We start from the raw sequence: 21081 nt of genomic DNA on the forward strand, positions 1-21081 counted from the left end.
TTCTCCCTTAACTATCTTTCGGGTAATCAACTGTTAAACGTTCCGTTCACATCGAGGGTTCGGGCGGTCGCCCCCGCCTTCATCCGGCTGCCCGCAATCTTCTCCTGCAGCTTCTCGTAATACAAGTCTTCGTCTATCGGGAATTCCACCCAGTCGTCCATCCATGTGGACAAATGCATCGCATTGGACAAAGACAGTCCTTTGATCCCTTCTTCTCCCGGAGCCAGCAGCGGAGTACCGCTGCGAACCGCGTCCACAAAGTTCTGAAAAATAACGATATGCCCGTCCTTGGCCGGTTGGCGCACCGGGATTTCGCATTTCCAGCATTCCGGCTGGCCGAATCCTCCGGTAAAGGTCCGATTGAACTCCGGCTCGGGAACCGTCAGCCGCCAGAACGTCATCGTTCCGTTCTCGATGACGATTTTCCCCCGGTCTCCGGTCACTTCATAGCGATTCGTTCCAGGGGCCTCCCCCGTCGTCGTCACGAACAAGCCGGTGGCGCCGTTCTCGTACTCGACATAGGCGGTCACATCGTCCTCCACTTCAATGTCGCGATATTTCCCGAAGTGGCAGAACGCTCTCATTCGCTTCGGCATCATATCGACGGTCCACTGCCACAAGTCCAGTTGATGCGGGTCCTGATTAATCAGGACTCCGCCCCCCTCTCCGGCCCAGGTCGCTCTCCACGTTCCCGAATCGTAATAGCTCTGGGGCCGGTACCAGTTCGTAATGATCCAGTTGGTCCGGCGAATATTCCCAAGCTCGCCGGCCTGGACCAGCTCCCTCAGCTTCTGATAGATTGGAAGGGAACGCTGGTTGTACATCATGCCGAACACTTTCCCGGATGCGGCGGCCGCCTCGTTCATTTCCCTGACCTGCTTCGTATACACCCCGGCAGGCTTCTCGGTCAGCACATGCAGTCCCCGCGCGAACGCCCGGATAGCTATCGGCGGGTGATCGTAATGCGGAGTGGCAATATAGACCGCGTCCACGCAGTCCGCCTCCAGCAGAGCATCCGCACTATTGAACAAGCGCACGCTCTGTCCCAGATGCTCCTTCGCCCAGGATAATCTCGCCGGATCGATATCGCAAGCGGCCGTCAGCCGTGCTCCCGCCACCTCATTTTTCAATAAATAATTGGCGGTCATCGAGCCCATATTCCCCAATCCAATGATTCCGATTCTCACTTCATCCATCATTGCTCACCCTTGTCAGACAAATTTGACTTCCAAATCAATGGCTTCCAAATCGAATAGCCGGGAATCGTTCGTGGTGCAAACCTATCCAGCTTCGCCCGGTCTTCCCCGTCGGCGTCCGCGAGGAGAAACCTGTTCTAATTACCGTGTGCCCTTTCTTTAAAAAGACGGAAGTCCAGCGGCCCATCTCCCTGGCGGCAAGGCCGGAATACCGTCACAAATTCAGCATGTCTGACCCCGGATCGTCTGCGGATCAGAGCGCTCCTCCGTCCGATTTCCGGCATAGCCGGCGATTCGGCCAAATAAAGGAGAGAGACTTCCCCATCCCAGCCGTATACCTGCATGCGTTCGTCCGCTCCTTCGCCCTCGTCCCATTTCCATTCCAGCATCCATTCGTTTCCGGTTCTGTCGATCCGGACGATTTCCTTAAGGAAAGGATATCCGTCCTCGAAGGACAGCTCGGACGCTTCCACCGGACACAAACGATGCGAAGAGTTAGGGACGGGCACCCCCGGAGTATGCACGACCCAATCGATAACCTGCTCACGGTCGCAGGCTACGGTGCAAATATCGATCAGTATCCCCTCAGCCAGCGTCACTCTCCGCTCGATTCTCGCCCCTTCGTAAGCGTCCGCGACTTCTGCGGTAAGCCGGATGACGCCGTTATCCTCCTCGGCGATCAGCAATGCCCCGTTCGAAGCGTTCTGCGAACGCCCCCCGATGACGATCGTGTTATGGGCGATCGTCTGCCGGAACCAGGCGTCATGCAGCGGATTGTTGTACGGCAGCATCCCGGCATCGGTCAGCCAGCTCCGTCCCCGCGCATAATACATGAGATGAAGCTTGTCGTAATGACCGTGCCAATCGCCATGCCCGCCGTAATCGAGATACACCGATTGCGCAGCCGGGCTGTCACCGGTCCGGGCCACCGCCATTCCCGGCTTGCGCAGCAGGCAGACCGATGACCTGCCTGCAGGACGGCTTGCGCCATCGCCGGCGGACACGCCGAGCTCCTTGCCCTCTCTGGATGCGAGCGGCCGCCCGAACAGCAGGCTGTACAGCGATGTGCGCTCCGACCTCTGCAGCAGCTCCTTCCCGATTCCATACTGCGCGAATGCGAATTCGAAGAGATGGGCGTGATCCCGCAAAGCAATTTCAACGGAATCGTGAATAGCCGGGAACGTATAATCCGGCCAACAGGCTTGGAGAGGAATGCGGAACATGGCCGCAAATCGGTCATGCTCATACAGCCTCTCTCCCAGGCCAAGGGCGGACCAGACGATCTGCAGCTGCGCCTCCAAAGTGTAAAAATGATAGCTCCATGCCCCCTCGAACCAGAACCCATCGGTCCCGACGCTGCGCTCCATCTGAAACAGAAAACCGTTATCCGGGTCATGAATGGCGCGGTGCAGCAGCGGCCTGTCCTGTACGGCTTCGGCCACTGCGGCCATGGCGAAATTATGATAAGCCTGCCAGTTCGACTCACGGCGCGGATTCCGGTTAATGACATCGACCGCCGGATAGAACAGCTTGCCCGCTATCCTCTTCTGCTCCTCCTCCGTAAGCCGGCCATTCAAGCGAAGCACGGTAAACGCCTGGGCCAACGGCCCGAGCCAGGCCGCCTCGGACAGCGTCTGATTCTGCACCCTCGCGCCGTACTTCCCCGCCTCTTCCCCTTGCTTGCCGAAGATATCGTGCAGGACAAAGGAAGAATACCGCTCAGCGTAGAAGAGCAGCACCTGTTTCGCCCAAGCCGCCCACTTCTCTTCCCCGGTCACCGCATGGAGGATGGCGGCCAGCCGTGTGCGACGGCTGTACGAGCTGTGCTCCTGTTCAACGGCTGCTTCATCCCAGGGCGAACCGCTCCATACCTTCGAACAGAGGCGGCAGAGATGATGATGGCGATCTATTCGCTGAAGCCGGGCGCCATCATCCGGACAGAAGTAATTATGAACGAAGCCGCTCGGCATTAGCGGAATATCGAGAGGAAGCTCCAGGACCGGCTCCATCTCTTCCTTCAGCAGGGCCAATGCTCTCCCGGCCCAGTCATAATTGGACACCCGCCATCTCAGGTCGTTCTTCCATTCCGCTGTTCCCAATGGGTACATCTAGGTCCCCCCCATCTGCAAGCCTGGCTGTCGGAGCCTTATGATTTCCCCGACAGCCGATCGGCCAGTTTGTTTATGCTGTCCGAGGAAAGCCGCAGGCTGTCCATCGGATTGCCCGTTTAGGCACGGTCATCCATAGTGCGGAAAACTTTGCTAGTGCTGCACATCTCGGCCCTGTTTTATGTATGCCGTCCTTGGGACGGCTTTTTCCCTGGGAGATCACTATCCTCTCGCACGGGAAGAAGTAAGTCATCGTCTTAATGCGTTAGCCGGACAGGCTCATCAGCGCAATAACCGGAAGGCCGGAAGTTGGATGTCCCCGCTTCCGGCTCTCGTATCGCAAGGACGGGCGATTCTCCCTTATTTCTTGCTTGCGTTATATTCATCCATATATTCCTTCAGAATTTGGGCGCCGATACCGCTGCTCCAGGCGTCAATTTCCGCCTGTACGGCATCCCATTCCCCTTTGCCCAGCACATAATTGGTTGATGCCTCGGTCAGCTTTTTCAAGTGATCCGGGTTCTTACCCAATGTCGGGGACAGAATGGACAGGAACGGATTTTCCACTCCCGCTTGTTCAAATTCGTCCAGCACCGCTCTCTGCGCTTGGCGGACTTCCGGAATCAGGGAGGAGGCATAGTAGTATTTGTCATATTCATTCTGCAGAACGAGAATGCCCGGCTTCTCTTTATCATAGAGCTTCTTCTGCTCATCCGTCCGGTCAATCGCCCCGGTCGCCAGATCATACTTGTTATAATGGACCCCCTCGATTCCCGCTTTGGAGATGATGGTCGCTTCCTCGGAGGCGCTCCAATTCAGGAACTCGACGATTTTCTCCGCCTTGTCCTTGGGCACGTTGGACGGAATGACCCAGATGCCGAAATACCCTTCGATCATCTGCACTCCCTTGTGGCCCTTCGGACCTTCAAGAATCGGAATGCCGACCAGCTCCGCATTCGGATCGGCCTTCTTCATGACGGACGTATTGCTGTCATCCAGCATCCCTACATTGTCCACCATGGCTCCGACCATCCCGGATTTGAACTTATCCTTGGATTGGACGGTTTTCGTCACCGGGGCATCCTTATCGATCAGCCCGCTCGTATAAGCCATTCGGATCCAGTCCAGATACTCTTTATATTCCGGAGTTTGGAAATAAGCGACCGGCTTTCCGTCCTGCACTTTATACACGTACGGCAGCCCGAAGGAGAACCCGATCGGGTTCAACGAACCGAACCACGGAGAGTTGAACGGCCCGGCCACCATAGGAATCGTATTACCCCCGCCGGCGGGATCGTTCTCCTTGAACACCTTCAGAGCGTTCGTAAATTCATCCAGCGTCTTCGGAACGGGCAAATTGTACTTGTCCAGCCAGTCCTTGCGGATGAAAATGTTGGAGTTCCCCCCGCCGTAGATCCCCCTCGGTCTCGGAATGCCGAATATTTTGCCGTCTACCGTCGTATTGTTCCAGGTGTATTCGGGGATTTTCTGAAGATTCTCGTTCTTCTTGACCAGCTCGCTCAAATCGTGGAAGGCCCCTTGCTTGGCCAGCTTCACATACTTGTCATCCTTGCCGTCTGTCAGCAGAATAAGATCGTATTGATTTCCGGCCGCAATCGCAATATTGACCTTATCGGTGTAGACGTCACCGGGGACGACCTCCAGATTCAGCTTGATGTTCGCCCTCTTCTCGATTTCCTCCAGCGTCTTGTTGTTCTCCAGAACAGGCGGCTCTCCCGAGGCGAGGATAGTCAATGCTTTGATCTGCGTCGGCTGGCCTTCACCTCCCCCGTCCTTCACGGAAGCCCCCTGCCCCTCCTTGCCGCCGGAAGCGCATCCGGCCACGGTGCCCATCGTCAAAGTAAGCGCCAGTGAAATCCCTGCCCATTTCTTCATCTTCATATCGATTAACTCCCCTCTTTGAATATTGAACCTTCTGCAGTTCTGCAAGCGAAGCATACCGGAAATCCTGTGCCTACTCTTTAATCGACCCGAGCATCGCCCCCTTCGCGAAGTGCTTCTGCAGAAACGGATATACAAGCACAATGGGAATCATAGCAACGATAATCGCCGCCATTTTCACGTTATCTCCGACCTGGCTGGCCAGCTCGAAATCGAGATTCGCCTCATTGGCAAAGTTGGAATTGCCGACGACAACCATTTGCCGCAGCAGCACCTGGATCGGCCATTTTTCCGGATTGCTCAAATAAATAATGGCGGAGAAGAAATCATTCCAGTAAGAGACCATGAAAAACAATGAGAAAGTCGCAATGATCGGCATGGACAGCGGAATAACGACCGACCACAGAATCCTCATCTCCCCCGCTCCATCGATCCGGGCCGCTTCATCCAGGCTTTCCGACAAATTTTGGAAGAAGGTCTTCATCACCAGTATGGTGAAAGCATTCGTCGCTGCGGGCAAAATTAGAGCCCAATAGCTGTCCAGCAAGCCCAAGCTTTTGACAAGCAAGTATTTCGGAATCATGCCGCCGCTGAAGACCATCGTAAACAGCATCAGGAGCAGCATGATTTTGCGTCCCGGAAGGGTTTTCCTGGAGATGGCATAGGCCAATGTAATGGAAACGATCAGATTGACGACCGTTCCAAGCGCCGTTAAATAGATCGAATTTCCGAGGCTGTTGACGAACTGGTTCGTCGAGAACAAGTAGCGGTACGCTTCCAGCGTGAACTCCTTCGGAAACAGATAGAATCTGCCGCCGACCGATTCGCTGACCGGGCTGAGGGAAACGGCAAGCATATACCAGAAGGGTATGATGACCAGCAAACAAAGCCCAAGCAGGAACAGAACATTCACGCCGTCAAATATCGATAGTTTCCGTAGCTTCATGGTTGGTCCTCCCTAGAATATTCCCTCTTCGTTGAACAGCTTGGCCATGAAATTGGCGATCAGCATCAGAATCAGGCCGACTACCGAATTAAACAAGCCTATCGCTATACTGTAGCTGAATTCGAATCGCTGTAATCCGACTTTGTACACATAGAGATCGAATACGTTCGAGACGTTCTCGTTGAAGTTGTTCCACATCAGGAACACCTGCTGGAAGTTGGAGTCCATGACCGATCCGAGGCGGAGAATGAGTAGAATGATGATCGTGCTTCTTATACAAGGAAGAGTGATGTGCCAGATGTTGTGCCACCGGTTGGCCCCATCGACCTTGGCCGCTTCATACAGCTCCGGATTGACTCCGGCCAGCGCCGCCAGGAAAATGATCGTCCCCCACCCTGCATCCTTCCAGATTTGCTGGAACAGCACGACCGGACGAAACCATTCGTTGCTCATCAGGAACGGAAGATTGTTCTGAATCCAGATTTCCAGATAGTGATTGATCACTCCGGACGGGCCCAGGAAGATGAACGTAATTCCGACGATGATGACCCATGACACGAAGTGGGGAAGATACAGCACCGTCTGCACGAAACGTTTGTATAGGCTGGAACGGACCTCATTAAGCAAGAGCGACAGAATAATGGTAAGAGGAAAGTAAAACAGAAGATTATACAAGCTCAGCAGCAAAGTATTCCTCAGCAGCTCCAGGAAGGTGGTTTCACTGAAAAATCTCTGAAAATGCTCCAGCCCCACCCATTCGCTCTTCAAAAATCCAAGGTAGGGACTGTATTCCTGGAACGCGAGCAGCACTCCCCACATCGGTCCGTAATGAAAGATCAGAAAATATAAGATGCCCGGCGCCGCCAACAAATAAAACCATAGATGCTTGCGGAGGGTATGCTTTCTTAATGAACCTTTCCCCGTATGCCGCGTATTTTTGTTCAAGGAAATCTCAGCCATGATTCAACCTCCACTCTGTCTAGTACCGGCAGAACCGACTATACATGAAAGCGCTATATTCGCTCAACATGAAAGATTTGTAAGGACTGCATTTTTTCGCTGTACAAAAAACTGCACTTCCTTCAAAAATATGCACTTGACCCGTTTTCCCTTATGCCGCAAGGGGTTGGGCGATTTCCGTCATGCTTATAGTCCGCTTGCGGTGAAATTAAAAAAAGCTCCTAACGGAGCCTCTTCGAAGACGAATAACCCGGTTTTAAAGGTAACTTTTTATGCCAATTAGAAAGTTGTTCCATTTTAATGCTTTAATGAACTTAAACTTTCTAATGTGGCAAGGATAAACGGCTATCGCCGTCCTTAGGACGGGCGCGTTTACCGATGAAATATAAAAAAAGCTCCTAACGGAGCCTCTTCGAAGACGAATAACCCGGTTTTAAAGGTAGCTTTTTATGCCAATTAGAAAGTTTGTCCCATTTTAATGCTTTAATGAACTTAAACTTTCTAATGTGGTAAGAACAGATATAGATGAAAACTTATACTTTCTTATATTTTAAAAAAGGCCCGTTAACGCAGGTAGATGCGTCACGGCCCTTCTCTGTACATTTCCCGGTATTTGGTCGGCGTAATGCCTTCATGCTTCTTAAATACCCGATAATAATAGGAAGGCTGGTAACCGACACGGTAAGCAATGTCATTCACTTTGTCATTCGTCGTAAGCAGCAGCTCCTTCGATTTGTCCAGCCGCAGCCGGGTCAAGTAATCGATGAAGTTGATGCCCGTCACTTCCTTGAATCCAGAGCTTAGCTTGTATATGCTGACACCGAACCGGTCGGAATATGATTCCAGTGAAATATCCTGTGCGTATTCTTCTTCCATAAGGGCGATGACCTTATCCACCGTCTCCTGCATCCATTGGTCCTGGACCTGGCTCATCGTTTCGTTCAGGGAATTCATGTATAGGATGAGCTTCTCCTTGAACCAGGCGGACATTTCTTCCGGCTCGCGCAATTTGTTCAGATCGTTATACAGATCCGGGGAGTTATAGAGCCCTTGCGGACTGATGCCGGACAGAATGATTTGCTGCAGCAGAACGCCCAGCAGTTGGTTCATCCCCTGGCGGATGATCATTTCCTTCCCTCCGCTTGTAGTCAGCTCCTCCACGAAACGGTCCAACTTATGAAGAGCTTCCGTACGTTCTCCCGAGCGGACGCTGCGGATCAGTTCCTTCTCCAGGGCGAACGGATACAAGCTCTCCTGCGAATGCAGCCCCGCTTGCTCCAGATCGAGAATCTGGTTGCTCTCCTGCACATTCCGGAACCGGAACAGCAGATTAACCTCCCTGTGCGCTTCCGGCAGATCGGAGACGGCGGACGACTGTCCGGCCAGGCCGATGAGAATGTTCATTTTGAGCACCGAGGACAGCGACTGAATCAGGTTCTCTCCGAACTCATAAAGCTGCCGCTTGGCCTCCTCATGCCCGGTATCCTCCGGCATAAGCACGAGGACGCTGACCGCCAGCTCCTGTTCGTTCACCACTTCCGCCTGATCGAATCGGCCTGCCGCAAGCTCGGCAATGACATTGGAGGCGGCGAACGTCACCAGCTGCTCGTCGCCTTCGCTGAACCGGTCCAGCAGCTTGGAGAATCCGAGCAGGCGGACCACCATCAGATAATAGGTTCTTCCTTCGGTTTCCCAGCCATACTGCTCCATTCGTCTAAGCAGATCATCCTCGGGCAAATGGCTCAGATGATCATGCAGAAGCTGGAACAGGAAAATTTCCCGCAGAGTGGCCAGGTTCTGCTCCATCCGCTCATGCAGCAGTTGGCTTTCGCTGTTTAGGAACTGCCACTGCCGTTCAATAAACTCGATCTCGTCCTTAGGGAGATCCCCCGTTTCGTTCCTGGACGAGCGGAACAGCTTCATAAGCCGGACAATCGGCTGATACAGCTGGAGTGAAGCGAACCAGGAGAGGAGAACGGCGATGGCGATTCCAAGCCCGCCCGCTGCCAGCAGAATCCGGGACGTATATACAACCGGCTGCGTAAGGTTGGACAGAGAAGTGGCGGATACATAGATCCAGCCGGTCCGCGGAATCGTGCCGAAGGATACGGTATACTTCTCCCCGTTCCACTTCGTATAGAAGGAACCGCTTGCCTGATTCTGCTCATTCACCTGCCTGCGCAGCATATATTCGAAAGGACGATACTCCGCCTCTTTGCTGTATTGTGGGTCCAGCCAATCCCCGTTGGCCCTGAGCATGAAAGCGGTCGACTGGGAATCGTGCTCCGTCTGAATCAGTTTATTCATGGCGGTCTCGTCTATCATCGTCAAGAAGTAGCCGTATGGCGCTTCGTCCGGAACGAGCCGCACGAGTGATAAATAGCCTTGGGCCACCGTCCAGTACTGGGGCATGTCTTTAATATACAGCGAGCGAAAAAACTCCAGCTCCTCCGGATTGTCGATCGGCACGGCCACGTTGGCTTTGAGCGGAGAAATATAGAGGCCGGAGTCGGGCAGAAACAACCGGACTTCGCGGATTAGCGGATTGGAGTCCCCCATAATCAGCAGCATTTTGGCCAAATCGTGGGTAAAAACAATCTCTTTCTTGAACGATTCGACCGTCATTTGTCCCAGGTTTCCTTGAAGAATCGGAAAAAAGGTCCACATCGTCGACATTTTCTCCAGCTGCAAAAGCTGTTCCTCAAGCTTGCCCGCCATCGTCTCCAAGCGGAACTCATGGGCACGGTGAACCTCCTGCTCGATCTGCTTCGTGCCTACATAATAGGTTGCAAGGGCGAGCAAGGCCGTGGGAATACTGGTAACCAGCAGCAGGATGATAAGGCTCTTGCGGTAAAATCCGCTTTGCCTTGTTCTGAACAGATTCGGCAGCAGCTTGTTTTTAAATTGGATGAACATGTGGCCTCCTGATGTCCATGGCTTCGAAGTCTCTTACCATATCCGGTGGATACATAAACTGGAAATGTAGATGGTCTTTTGGAGATTCCCGGCGTGCTTTGCCAGCCCTGCCTCCCAAAGTAGAACAAAAGTGCAGGTCTTTTTGCGGATATTCGGCAAATCTCCGGAAAGACGGACAAATCTGCATGTCTTTTTCCGGAAAATGCAGAAAATCGACGAAATCGCCAAATTCACCTGCACTTTTGCTGGTCTTTTGCTGATTTCAGCTAAAATCGGTCCAAAGACATGCACTTTTGCTGGTCTTTTCGGATACCCGGCGCGCTTTCCCGGTCCTACCTCCCAAAGTAGAACAAAAGTGCAGGTCTTTTTGCGGATATTCGGCAAATCTCCGGAAAGACGGACAAATCTGCATGTCTTTTTCCGGAAAAAGCAGAAAATCGACGAAATCGCCAAATTCACATGCACTTTTGCTGGTCTTTTGCTGATTTCAGCTAAAATCGGTCCAAAGACATGCACTTTTGCTGGTCTTTTCGGATACCCGGCGCGCTTTCCCGGTCCTGCCTCCCAAAGTAGAACAAAAGTGCATGTCTTTTTGCGGATATTCGGCAAATCTCCGGAAAGCTGGACAAATCTGCAGGTCTTTTTCCGGAAAATGCAGAAAATCGACGAAATCGCCAAATTCACCTGCACTTTTGCTGGTCTTTTGCTGATTTCAGCTAAAATCGGTCCAAAGACATGCACTTTTGCTGGTCTTTTCGGATACCCGGCGTGCTTTACCAGTCCTGCCTCCCAAAGAAGAACAAAAGTGCATGTCTTTTTGCGGGTCTTCATTCTTTGAGCCGTGGGATTTCAAAAAGTCCGACAAACTCGGATCTTCATTCTTTTGGCCGCAGGCCTTCTAAATGTCCGACAAACAAAAGAACGAAGCAATGTGTTTGCTTACGGCTAAGTTTGTCCCCTGCCTATATTTACTTTATTACATTAACATGTATGCGCTTACTTTTCAATCTAAGTGAAGACATATGCTCCGGGGTCCGCTCGGTTTCCTGCTCTGATCCTTCGGTGACTGGAAATCAAAAGCATGGGACGATGCTCCCGATTATGATTGAAGGTTAGCGGTTGCGCGACCGGGTTATCGACTCTTTGGCGGGATTTGAGGAAATGAGGGTGCATCGCAAATCACTATTTGGCGTCAATTGGGTAGAATGGGTTGCTTTGGTGACACCCATTTAGCGGAAACTGGAGGAATGGGGGTGCATCGCAAATCACTATTTGGCTCCAATTGGGTGGAATGGGTTACATTGGTAATCCCTTTTTGCGAGGATTGGAAGAAACGAGGCTGCATCGCGAATCACTCTTTGGCGGGATTTGAGGAATGGGGGTGCATTGCAAATCACTATTTGGCGCCAATTGGGTGGGATGGGTTACATTGGTAATCCTTTTTTCACGGGATTGAGGGAAAACGGGCTTGCATCGCGAATCCCTTTTCCCGGGATTGGGGAAATGGAGGTGCATCGCGAACCCTTTTTGGCGTGTATTAGGGAAATGGGGTTCGTTGCGAATCACTATTTGGTGGGAATCAGGGAAAATAGGTTGCATTGGGAATCGCTATTGGGCGCGAATTCGATTAAATGGGTTACATTGGTAATCCTTTTTTCACGGGATTGAGGGAAAACGGGCTTGCATCGCAAATCACTATTTGGATCTAATTGGGTTTAATGGGTTAAATTGGTAACCCCTTTTTCACGGGATGTGGAGGAATCGGGGTTGCATCGCGAATCTTACAACGCGAATTCTGCGAGTATTTTATTCTTGCGGATGGCGGGGGAAACAGAGACGAATGGGAGGATCTTATGCTTATGCTCATGCTCCAAGGACTTATGATCCTCCAATTCTACGGCTGCCCGGACTCCCGTCCTCCCCGCAACGCGCTCTCTCTTCGGCTTGCCCGGAGGCGGAGATATACAAGGCTAACCAGCAGCAGGCCGATCAGCCCGCCGGACAAATCGATGAACACGTCCTGAACGGCTCCGGTCCTCTCGGCGCGATGCAGTTGATTCCATTCGTCGAGAATGGCGATCATCCCGACGGCTGTGAGGATGAAATATCCCTTCACCAACAGGGGCTCCCGGTATGGAAGCAGGGCGATAAAAGCCAGCACTGCCAGCATCGCATATATGAAGAGATGCGCCCCTTTGCGAAATACAAATTCGATGAAATGAACGGGGTCCTTCTTCGCAGAAATAATACTCTCGCGATACGGGAAGGACACATCCGGGAGCACTTCCTGCAATTTATCCTGCGAGAACTGCTGGTTCAGTAGAGGCTTCAGGCTTTGCGCCTGATACGGCTGGGACGACAGAATGAAAATGAGCCCCAGCCAAAGCAAAACAGGAATGCCATAGAGAAGCTTTCGTTTGATCGGTTTACCCTCCAGAAAATATGTTTTCTATTAAGTATATCCATTCTACTATTCCGGCAGACTGAAGCAGACTGATAACTACTATCGGATAAAAACATGTCATTATGAGCTATAAGCACAAGGTCAAGGTTTATTTCTTCAACCGGAAATTTGACTGGATCTTAATTCTAAACGTGGATAAGGTATAAGCTCCTGCCGAGTAAATAATTAAAATAAAAGGGAGTTTTTTTCTGAACATATCATCTCCCCCGGATAAAAACTCATACCCCATGTCTCTATACATAAGGTTGCTATGGCCAACAAGCGTCAATACGCAAGCGTAGATCAGCAATGTCAGCCCGAATAAGCAATAGGTGGATCGAGTGTCTCTGTTTAAACAGAAATTGATAACAGAAAACAGCAGGATGAGAGCGGTAAAAAATGATTCGATCGTCGGAAGAAAGAAATTACTCCAGTTTTCCATCGACAACGGATTAGGACTGATCAATATTCTGGCCGACATCGGAAACGCGTTGATGACGCCGAGGATACCGGCGGTTTTAAGCGTCCACGCGAGGGATAACAGGGTTGCCGCTAGCGCCGTTTTATATTTCCGCTTTATAAACACCCAGTAGCAAAAAATATAAGCAACGGCATACGGTCTTAAAGCAATAGCCAACGCAGCAAACAGCAAACATCTCACATATTTCTTTCTTATCATAAAGTAGCAGGCACAAACACCTAGCATTAAACTTAGCGAGTCTTTCAAGAAAGTCGAGGACCAATAAGATAAAGAAGAACTGAAAAACAAAAGAGGCACGACCATTTTGGCATACTTAGAATTATCCGGCATGAATTCCGATCCTAATTTGCCCCATAAATAAATGACCATGATAATAAAAGCACCATTAAGGATGGCTATGGCCTGCGGCGACTCTGCATTTAATAGGCTGTAAAAAGGCATGTACACTAATCCATACTGAGAATAAGAGGTGGCATTGAAGAAACCATTCCGTTGAATATCATTCACGACGGCAGTGAAGAAACTATCTAAATCCCCGAATCGGAAAGTTTGTGCATAGTACCTTGTGGCATCAGGGCCTGTAATAGGATCCAAAGTTAAAAAGAACAAGATTTTAATTAACCCGAAATAACATATGGAAATCATTAAAAAGTGTGATCGGGATTCCCAGTTTAATAACATGGATGCGATTGTCATTAGAAGGATTGAAAGCAAAAACCCCAGCGATTCATCCACCCTAAAAATGACAACGCAAGTAATGGCGGAAGAGATTAGAAAGTAAAGTAAAACAGACGGAAAAACTTTGCATGTCGTTATTCTTGCGGCTGGTGATATATTCAAAAAAAGACACCTCCTTTCTCATCAAATATACCGGATAGTTAGCCCGTTACTTTGACCGTACGGTTCAAGCATGCTTTAAGCAGATTAATGACCCGCATCTGATCCTCCGTTGTCAGGCTGGAGCCGGAAGGCAAGCAGATCCCTCTCTCAAATAATTGATCGGACACACTGAATCCCGGTTCATGGGGATAGAATGCGCAGCCCTCGAACAACGGCTGCAGGTGCAGCGGCTTCCACACGGGCCTGGTTTCTATATTCCTATCCGCCAGAACATTAATCAGCTCCCCGGCAGATATCCCGCATCTCCTCTTGTCCACGGTCAGGGCAGTAAGCCAGCGGGTGGAACGGCCAAAATCCATCTCCGGCATAAACTGCACCCCGTCTATTCGGGACAGTGCCTCGAAGTACCTCTTAAAGATGTCTCTTCGCAGCTGTATCCGATTTTCAAGCACTTTCAATTGCCCTCTTCCCACACCTGCCAGAATGTTGCTTAAACGATAGTTATAGCCCATTTCACTATGCTGGTAATGCCGTGCCCGGTCTCTGGCCTGGGTTGCCCAGAAACGGGCTTTCTCCAAAGCGGCCAGATCGTCGGAGACCAGCATGCCGCCTCCGGATGTTGTAATGATTTTATTGCCGTTGAAGGAGAAGATCCCAAACTTGCCTAGTGTTCCGCTCATCTTGCTGTAGTAAGTCGCCCCCAGCGATTCCGCCGCATCTTCAACGATAGGCACCCCATATTCATTGCAGATGCGGAGTAATGGTTTGAAATCCGCGCTTTGACCGTACAAATTGACGATGACAACCGCCTTCGGAAGCTTTCCCTGGGCCGCATGATCTTCAAATGCTCTACGCAACGCCTCCGGAGACATATTCCAGGTGTTCGGCTCCGAATCGATAAAGACCGGTTTGGCCCCTTGATATACAATTGGATTGGCACTGGCTACGAAGGTGAGGGAAGAGCAGAACACCAGATCGCCTTCCCCCACTCCGAGCAAACGGAGAGCCAGATGAATGGCGGCGGTCCCCGAGCTGAGCGCTACCGCCCCCCGGCTGCCCACATAGGCGGCCATTTCCTGCTCGAATGCATCGACATTAGGACCTAGAGGAGCAATCCAGTTCGTGTCGAACGCTTCCCCGACAAATTGACGCTCGAACCCTCCCATGTGAGGAGGAGATAGAAGAATACGTGTATTCATGAATTATCGCCCCTTATAGAGTTACTGATTTTGTTTATCGGCTTAGCGGGGGAGCCTATTACCGTAGCTCCCTGTTCTACATCCTTTAACACAACGCTGCCTGCCCCGATTATGGCATCCTTGCCGATCCGGACCGAGGGCAGAACTGCTGCATTGGTGCCGATAACTGCACGGCTCTCAATCTTGACATAGCCGGAAATGTTATTCCCCGGATAAATAGTAGAGTAATCTTCCATTACGACATCATGACCGATGGTCGAATTGAAGTGAATAAGATTAAAGCTTCCGATCTGAATATTCGCGGAGAAGACGACCCCCTCCGTCACGATATTTCCTTGTCCCATCGCAACGAATTCATTTAGCTCAACTCGTGGATGAACGATATTGGGAAAACTCAAATAGGGGTTGAGCTTCAACTTGCGGATGAGTCTCTCCTTCACCGCCGGATTCGCGATCGCCAGAACTACATCGGACGGCTTCTCCACCGTCAGCAAACGGTCTGTCGTTCCCTTTACGGACAAATGGTTGACCTTCCGGCCGACCGTCCCGGTGTTGTCATCAATAAAGCCTTCAATGATCCACCTCGGATCCGACGCATTGATCGATTTCAACAGCTCCGCTATCCCTCTGCCCAATCCCCCTGTCCCAACAATATAGAGAGAGCGCAAATTCATCAGCCTACACCTCTTTGCTTCCCGTAAATCTCTGCACAATGACTTCATTGCTTTGATTTACGCCATCGGATTTAATCACTTTGACAAAAGTAAGTATGATTATTTTCAGATCCAGCCATAGAGACTGGTGGTTAACGTACCATACGTCAAGAGCAAACTTCTCCTCCCACGTAAGGGTATTCCTTCCGTTCACCTGAGCCCAGCCTGTCAGACCCGGCTTGACCTCCAATCTTCTCGCCTGCTCCCCGTTGTACAGCGGTACATAATCCATCAGGAGCGGACGGGGACCGACGATACTGATATCACCTTTAATAATGTTAAAAAGCTGCGGCAGTTCATCCAGACTGTATTTGCGCAAGATTTTCCCCAGCTTGGTGACCCGTTCTTCGTTGGTGAGCTTCACCCCGTCTTTCGTCATTTCATTCCTCATCGTTCGGAATTTAATGATCTTGAACGGCTGGCCTCCTTGCCCGGCCCTAATTTGAGTATAAAAAATTGGCCTACCCATTCTGATGTAAATGCACAGAGCGATAAAGATCATCAGAACGGACAGCGCCAGGAGAGCCGCAATCGATATGGCCAAATCCAAAGTCCTCTTGATAAACATTCGTATCACCGCTATTCCTTATTATCACTATCGATAGTGAAACTATAAATTCCAATAAGAAATATGAGCAGGAGCCTGTGAAGCATCCAAAGCCGATTTGACGTCCACGAATACCCCGGATTCGCCGTAGAGGCATTTTTTCAACCCGTCCCATCCCAAATCTTTGTACTCTTGGTGAGGCACCGCCAGAATGACCGCATTCGCTTTGCGCAGCTGTTCGAAGGGAACCAGCTCTATTCCATAAATCCGGTAAGCGTCTTCCGCCTCGGCGCGGGCATCGGATACTTGAACATCTACCCCGAACTGCTGCAGCTCCCGGATTATATCGATAACCTTCGAATTCCGCAAATCCGGCACATTTTCTTTGAAGGTAAGGCCGAGCACCGTTACACGCGATCCCTGGATCGGATTTCCTTTCAGGATCATCTGCTTCACCAGGGAGGTGGCAATGAATTGGCCCATTCCGTCATTAATTCTTCGTCCGGCCAGAATCACCTGCGGATGATAGCCTACGGCATCGGCTTTATGCGTCAAATAATACGGATCGACCCCGATGCAATGTCCGCCCACCAGTCCCGGGGTAAACTTCAGAAAGTTCCATTTCGTCCCGGCGGCCTGAAGAACCTCCGACGTGTTGATCCCCAGTCTATCGAAAATAATGGATAATTCATTCATAAGTGCGATATTCAAATCGCGTTGAGTATTTTCTATCACCTTGGCCGCTTCCGCCACTTTAATGGTGGAAGCCTTGAAGACTCCGGCCTCCACTACCGATCCGTAAACATCGGCAATGATATTCGAGGCTTCCTCATTCTGACCGGATACTACCTTGGTAATTTTCTTAAAGGTATGCTCCTTGTCTCCCGGATTGATCCTCTCCGGAGAATAGCCCACATAGAAATCCTTACCCGCGGTTAAACCCGAATGCTTCTCCAGGACAGGGATGCATATTTCTTCCGTTGCCCCCGGATAAACCGTGGATTCATAGACGACGATCGTATTCGGCTGCATATTCCGGCCAACCAGCTCCGATGCGCTGATTAACGGGCGGAAATCAGGCTGCTTCGAATCATCAATAGGTGTAGGAACCGCCACGATAATAAAATCGCACTCTCTTAATTTCGTCTCATCCGCGGTAAATTGAATTTTGCTGTTCTTAAGCTCTTCCGAGGAAACCTCCCCGGTATAGTCATTATGCGATTGTAAAGCGGCGATTCTTCCTTCATTAATATCGAATCCGATCGTTGGATAAGATTCTCCGAAAGCTACTGCAACAGGCAAACCAACATAACCTAGTCCTACAACTCCAATAGTCCTATCCATTCTTCTCTCTCCCTAATTTAGAAATATTGACTTGATTTTGATTTAAGCCGGCCAACATGGATTGATAGAGCTGATCCAGCCCTTCCCAGATGATCTCTGACCGGAAGCAGGTCTTAACCCTCTCATATCCGGCTTCCCCCATTCTTTGGCGGGTTTCCGGCTCATCAGCCAATCGATGAATGGCCATGGCCAGCTCATCGGCATTCCGCACAGGAACGATGATTCCTGTCTCGTTATCCGCCACCGTATCTCTTGCACCGGTGGCGTTAGTCGTTATTACCGGCCTTCGGCATGCGGCGGCTTCGAGCGAAACATTCCCGAATCCTTCGCGATAAGTGGGAAAAATAAAAACATCCATCAAATAATAGTAAGGCGCGGGATTATTGACGCGGCCTACATAGATGATGGATGGCTCCTGTTCGATCGCTTTGACTGTCTTCTCCGGCAGAGCTGCGGCATTATCATACGTTCCTGCCAATAATAGTCTTGCTTCGGGCCGGGATTTATGAACCTGGAGAAAGGCATCTATGAGCTCAACTATCCCCTTATCCCGCGTAATTCGGCCTATGTAACCTAACACGAAGCAATCTTTCAGGCCGTACTTCCGTCTCAGATTATCCGCTTCTTCGCTGTGCCGGCATGCTTCGAATTTGCTGACTTGAATCCCGTTGCTGCTGCCATGCCCCAGAACTATCGTTTTGGCCCGGGGCGCAAGCTTTAATTCTATCGCACGTTCTTTCAAGCTCTCACTTATGCAGATGACCCTATGTGCGCATAGACAAGCTATTTTCTCCATGAATAGGAGTACTTTTCTTTTAAAGCCGCTTGTCGTTTCCAGCCGAAGCCCTCTCAACGTATAGATCCGGCACGGAACCCTGGTCAAGAAAGCGGCCATTCCCGCCAGCAAGCCGGCTTTCGGGGTGCCGACATTAGAGATGGCCGGTTTATAGCGCCGATAAAATCGGATTAACCGCAGCAGCGAGAGGATGTCCCGGCGAAGCGAAATCTCCCTCTCCATAGGCACTTCATAAGTAAGCGTCCCTTCTTGGGCCGCCGCTTCCAGTTCTTCTCCGGGCGAAGATACCAAAGTCATTTCATAGCCCCGCTCTTTTAAATAACCGATTTGGCTCTTCATTAAATTCAGGCTTTGTGAGATGGTCACTGCATGGACCACTTTAATTTTCATCGTGTCACCCCCCTGTCTCCCCTGGCGCCAATACATCAGGAGCTTATTTGGTAATATTGCTTATACCAATCTACAAACCTGCCGATTCCGTCTTCGATACTCGTTCCCGGTTTAAAACCGACATCCCGCATCAGGTCGTCCACATCGGCAAACGTTGCCGGAACATCTCCGTCCTGCAGGGGCAGGAACTCTTTCTTGGCCGTGAGCCCGATCTTCTCCTCGAGCACTGCTATAAATCTGAGCAGCTCTACAGGCTGATTGTTCCCGATATTGTATAACCTGTACGGAGCATAGCTTGTACCGGGGTCTGGATGATCCCCTGACCAAGCGGAGTTCGGTTCCGGCTGTCTCCGGGTCAGTCTGAATATTCCTTCCACGATATCATCGATATAAGTGAAATCCCTTCTCATTTTTCCATGGTTGAATATTTTAATAGGTTCTCCGGCTATAATCGCTTTCGTAAACAAAAAGAGCGCCATATCCGGGCGCCCCCAAGGACCGTACACGGTAAAAAATCTTAAACCGGTGGTCGGTAATCCATATAGATGGCTATAGGTATGGGCCATTAATTCATTGGCCTTCTTGGTAGCCGCATATAAGCTTAGCGGGTGGTCCACATTCTGGTGAACCGAGAAGGGCATCTTCGTATTGGCCCCGTAGACGGAGCTGGAGGAGGCATAGATCAGATGCTTTACGTTATTGTGGCGACAGGCTTCCAGTATATTCATGAAGCCTGCAATATTGGAATCGATATAGGCATAAGGGTTCGTTAGACTGTAGCGCACTCCCGCCTGGGCGGCAAGATTGACGACCAATTCCGGTTGATGCCGTTCGAAAACAGCTTGAATCGCTTCCCGATTCTCCAACGATTCCTGATGGAAGATAAACGAGCTGCTCTTCTCCAACTGTTCCAGACGGTCTCTCTTTAGCTGAACATCATAATAGTCATTGAGATTGTCGACTCCGATAACCTGATCGTTGTTTTGCAGTAGCTTCTTGGACAAATGAAAGCCTATGAAACCGGCTGCTCCCGTTACCATTATTTTTTTGCTCATCCTTACAGCACCTCGAATTCATCCATTTTTGATATTGTCTCTACTCTATCTCTCCCGGTTCTGACCGCTGCCGCAAATTCATGCCAGAATTCATCCCTGATTTTGTTCAAATAAGGGGAGGAATATTGGGAGGCGTGGGCGAAATTTCTTCGGGCAGCTTCCGCCATGGAAGTTTGATCCTTCAACAAATGAAGCAGTTTGCCCGCCAACTGTCTGTAATCCCCAGCCGGATGAAGATGCTCCGGAGGCAGCAATTCGGGAATCCCCCCTACACTGGAAGCCACGGATGGACAGCCTCTGCTCATAGCCTCCACTAAGGATCTGGGCAGCCCCTCGGTCTTGCTGGGCTGAATATAGAGGTCTATTTCATCCAACCATCTCAGTACGGGGCCTCCCCCCGGCAGCGACCCATCAAAAAAAACTTTATCCTCCAGATAAAGTTCTTTGGCCAATTTTATATAACGGGCAGGATCGCCATTCCCTAACACTCTCAATTCCGCGTTATGCCCGGATTGACGGATGATATCCAGAGCTCGGATGGCCGTATCGATTCCTTTATATTTCGACGCATAGGAGCCGATGAGACCGATTCGAATTTTCTTGCCGGCCGTAGTAGCGTTAATTCTCTCCAATCTCTGCAGAAGAACTGCCTCATCGACACTTGGGATCTCTACATTAGAACAGCCGACTTGCCTTCCTGTTGTATTGGGGTAGATTTCCTGCAGCTGCTTCTGGGTGACGTATAGCACGAAGGGGGCTTGCTTCACTATTTTTTTGTTCTTCAGCATACTGATCGGGGCCAACAGCTTTCCGAAAATATGCCCATGATTCCATAACGAGTTGAAAACGTCCCCCACCAGCTCTACCCCGTACATCTTCTTGTTCCTGGCTGCAATTCGAATGGCGATCTCGGAATACTCGCTCGGCATTCTGGCGATGACCGCATCCACTTCACTGATTATTTCCTCCATACGATTAACTACAATTGCCTTGTTGCGAATTCTCCGCTTGATGTCCGTCAAAGAAGGCAGGAAAATATGCTTAACGCGATGACCGCTGGATACGTTCGCTTCCTTTAATATTTTATTGTCTTTGATTTTCCTCCCCCTTCCCACAACGACAAGCTCGTCGAAATGGTTAAGGTATCTTCGCCAGACCTCATAGGGCAATTTGCCGTCGGAATAAACGACACCCTCATCATCATATTGGAAAGTATGCGAATGAACAAAAAGCACCTTTATGTTA

General features: G+C 50.5%; 16 protein-coding genes. 1 reads left to right on the plus strand and 15 read right to left on the minus strand.

Annotated elements, in window-relative coordinates; genetic code table 11:
- Window positions 1–26 precede the first annotated feature (26 nt).
- The 6 genes from ACFQ03_RS06045 to ACFQ03_RS06070 all read right to left on the minus strand — a co-directional run bounded on the left by ACFQ03_RS06045 (window position 27) and on the right by ACFQ03_RS06070 (window position 10028).
- On the minus strand, window positions 27–1196 hold the full coding sequence (locus ACFQ03_RS06045) for a Gfo/Idh/MocA family protein (protein WP_150959505.1): 1170 nt from the start codon (window positions 1194–1196) through the stop codon (window positions 27–29).
- A 137-nt stretch (window positions 1197–1333) separates the two neighbouring features.
- Window positions 1334–3304 (minus strand): heparinase II/III domain-containing protein, encoded by a 1971-nt coding sequence (locus ACFQ03_RS06050; RefSeq protein ID WP_379286792.1) that lies wholly within the window; start codon window positions 3302–3304, stop codon window positions 1334–1336.
- Between the two features lie 360 nt (window positions 3305–3664).
- On the minus strand, window positions 3665–5206 hold the full coding sequence (locus ACFQ03_RS06055; RefSeq protein WP_379286794.1) for an extracellular solute-binding protein: 1542 nt from the start codon (window positions 5204–5206) through the stop codon (window positions 3665–3667).
- Between the two features lie 73 nt (window positions 5207–5279).
- On the minus strand, window positions 5280–6152 hold the full coding sequence (locus tag ACFQ03_RS06060) for a carbohydrate ABC transporter permease (protein WP_150959502.1): 873 nt from the start codon (window positions 6150–6152) through the stop codon (window positions 5280–5282).
- Window positions 6153–6164: 12 nt separating this feature from the next.
- Window positions 6165–7112 (minus strand): ABC transporter permease, encoded by a 948-nt coding sequence (locus tag ACFQ03_RS06065; RefSeq protein WP_144936352.1) that lies wholly within the window; start codon window positions 7110–7112, stop codon window positions 6165–6167.
- Between the two features lie 582 nt (window positions 7113–7694).
- Window positions 7695–10028: a helix-turn-helix domain-containing protein gene (locus tag ACFQ03_RS06070; protein ID WP_379286797.1), complete on the minus strand. Its 2334-nt coding sequence runs from the start codon at window positions 10026–10028 to the stop codon at window positions 7695–7697.
- A 70-nt stretch (window positions 10029–10098) separates the two neighbouring features.
- On the opposite strand from ACFQ03_RS06070, the gene ACFQ03_RS06075 reads away from it, so the two are divergent.
- Entirely contained in the window at window positions 10099–10866 is a 768-nt protein-coding gene (locus ACFQ03_RS06075; RefSeq protein WP_379286799.1) for a hypothetical protein, read from the plus strand.
- 1056 nt (window positions 10867–11922) lie between these two features.
- Here ACFQ03_RS06075 and ACFQ03_RS06080 read toward each other — a convergent pair.
- From ACFQ03_RS06080 to ACFQ03_RS06120, 9 genes are all read right to left on the minus strand, one after another.
- Window positions 11923–12417, minus strand: coding sequence for a VanZ family protein (locus ACFQ03_RS06080; protein WP_379286801.1), 495 nt, complete (start codon window positions 12415–12417; stop codon window positions 11923–11925).
- Window positions 12418–12580: 163 nt separating this feature from the next.
- Complete coding sequence (locus ACFQ03_RS06085) at window positions 12581–13792, minus strand: hypothetical protein (protein WP_379286803.1); 1212 nt, start codon at window positions 13790–13792, stop codon at window positions 12581–12583.
- 38 nt (window positions 13793–13830) lie between these two features.
- Window positions 13831–14991, minus strand: a complete 1161-nt coding sequence (locus ACFQ03_RS06090) for a DegT/DnrJ/EryC1/StrS family aminotransferase (protein ID WP_144936337.1) — start codon at window positions 14989–14991, stop codon at window positions 13831–13833.
- On the minus strand, window positions 14988–15665 hold the full coding sequence (locus ACFQ03_RS06095; protein ID WP_186328337.1) for an acetyltransferase: 678 nt from the start codon (window positions 15663–15665) through the stop codon (window positions 14988–14990). The genes ACFQ03_RS06090 and ACFQ03_RS06095 overlap by 4 nt, the downstream gene beginning before the upstream one ends.
- Window positions 15666–15669: 4 nt before the next feature.
- The gene (locus ACFQ03_RS06100; RefSeq protein ID WP_144936331.1) at window positions 15670–16272 is read right to left on the minus strand and encodes a sugar transferase; all 603 of its coding nucleotides are present in this window, start codon (window positions 16270–16272) and stop codon (window positions 15670–15672) included.
- Between the two features lie 42 nt (window positions 16273–16314).
- Window positions 16315–17595, minus strand: coding sequence for a nucleotide sugar dehydrogenase (locus ACFQ03_RS06105; RefSeq protein ID WP_144936328.1), 1281 nt, complete (start codon window positions 17593–17595; stop codon window positions 16315–16317).
- Complete coding sequence (locus ACFQ03_RS06110; protein WP_150959493.1) at window positions 17588–18781, minus strand: glycosyltransferase family 4 protein; 1194 nt, start codon at window positions 18779–18781, stop codon at window positions 17588–17590. The genes ACFQ03_RS06105 and ACFQ03_RS06110 overlap by 8 nt, the downstream gene beginning before the upstream one ends.
- 35 nt (window positions 18782–18816) lie before the next feature.
- Window positions 18817–19836 (minus strand): NAD-dependent epimerase, encoded by a 1020-nt coding sequence (locus tag ACFQ03_RS06115; protein WP_144936322.1) that lies wholly within the window; start codon window positions 19834–19836, stop codon window positions 18817–18819.
- Window positions 19837–19838: 2 nt separating this feature from the next.
- Window positions 19839–21071 carry a glycosyltransferase gene (locus ACFQ03_RS06120; RefSeq protein WP_186328336.1) on the minus strand — a complete coding sequence of 411 codons (1233 nt, stop codon included), beginning with the start codon at window positions 21069–21071 and terminating at the stop codon, window positions 19839–19841.
- Window positions 21072–21081 lie beyond the last annotated feature (10 nt).

Source organism: Paenibacillus residui (assembly GCF_042677205.1).
GTDB lineage: Bacteria > Bacillota > Bacilli > Paenibacillales > NBRC-103111 > Paenibacillus_L > Paenibacillus_L residui.

Coding starts and splice junctions, on each gene's coding strand:
- ACFQ03_RS06045 (WP_150959505.1), bottom strand. CDS start 1,196: ATGGATGAAGTGAGAATCGGAATCATTGGATTGGGGAATATGGGCTCG.
- ACFQ03_RS06050 (WP_379286792.1), bottom strand. CDS start 3,304: ATGTACCCATTGGGAACAGCGGAATGGAAGAACGACCTGAGATGGCGG.
- ACFQ03_RS06055 (WP_379286794.1), bottom strand. CDS start 5,206: ATGAAGATGAAGAAATGGGCAGGGATTTCACTGGCGCTTACTTTGACG.
- ACFQ03_RS06060 (WP_150959502.1), bottom strand. CDS start 6,152: ATGAAGCTACGGAAACTATCGATATTTGACGGCGTGAATGTTCTGTTC.
- ACFQ03_RS06065 (WP_144936352.1), bottom strand. CDS start 7,112: ATGGCTGAGATTTCCTTGAACAAAAATACGCGGCATACGGGGAAAGGT.
- ACFQ03_RS06070 (WP_379286797.1), bottom strand. CDS start 10,028: ATGTTCATCCAATTTAAAAACAAGCTGCTGCCGAATCTGTTCAGAACA.
- ACFQ03_RS06075 (WP_379286799.1), top strand. CDS start 10,099: ATGGTCTTTTGGAGATTCCCGGCGTGCTTTGCCAGCCCTGCCTCCCAA.
- ACFQ03_RS06090 (WP_144936337.1), bottom strand. CDS start 14,991: ATGAATACACGTATTCTTCTATCTCCTCCTCACATGGGAGGGTTCGAG.
- ACFQ03_RS06095 (WP_186328337.1), bottom strand. CDS start 15,665: ATGAATTTGCGCTCTCTCTATATTGTTGGGACAGGGGGATTGGGCAGA.
- ACFQ03_RS06100 (WP_144936331.1), bottom strand. CDS start 16,272: ATGTTTATCAAGAGGACTTTGGATTTGGCCATATCGATTGCGGCTCTC.
- ACFQ03_RS06105 (WP_144936328.1), bottom strand. CDS start 17,595: ATGGATAGGACTATTGGAGTTGTAGGACTAGGTTATGTTGGTTTGCCT.
- ACFQ03_RS06110 (WP_150959493.1), bottom strand. CDS start 18,781: ATGAAAATTAAAGTGGTCCATGCAGTGACCATCTCACAAAGCCTGAAT.
- ACFQ03_RS06115 (WP_144936322.1), bottom strand. CDS start 19,836: ATGAGCAAAAAAATAATGGTAACGGGAGCAGCCGGTTTCATAGGCTTT.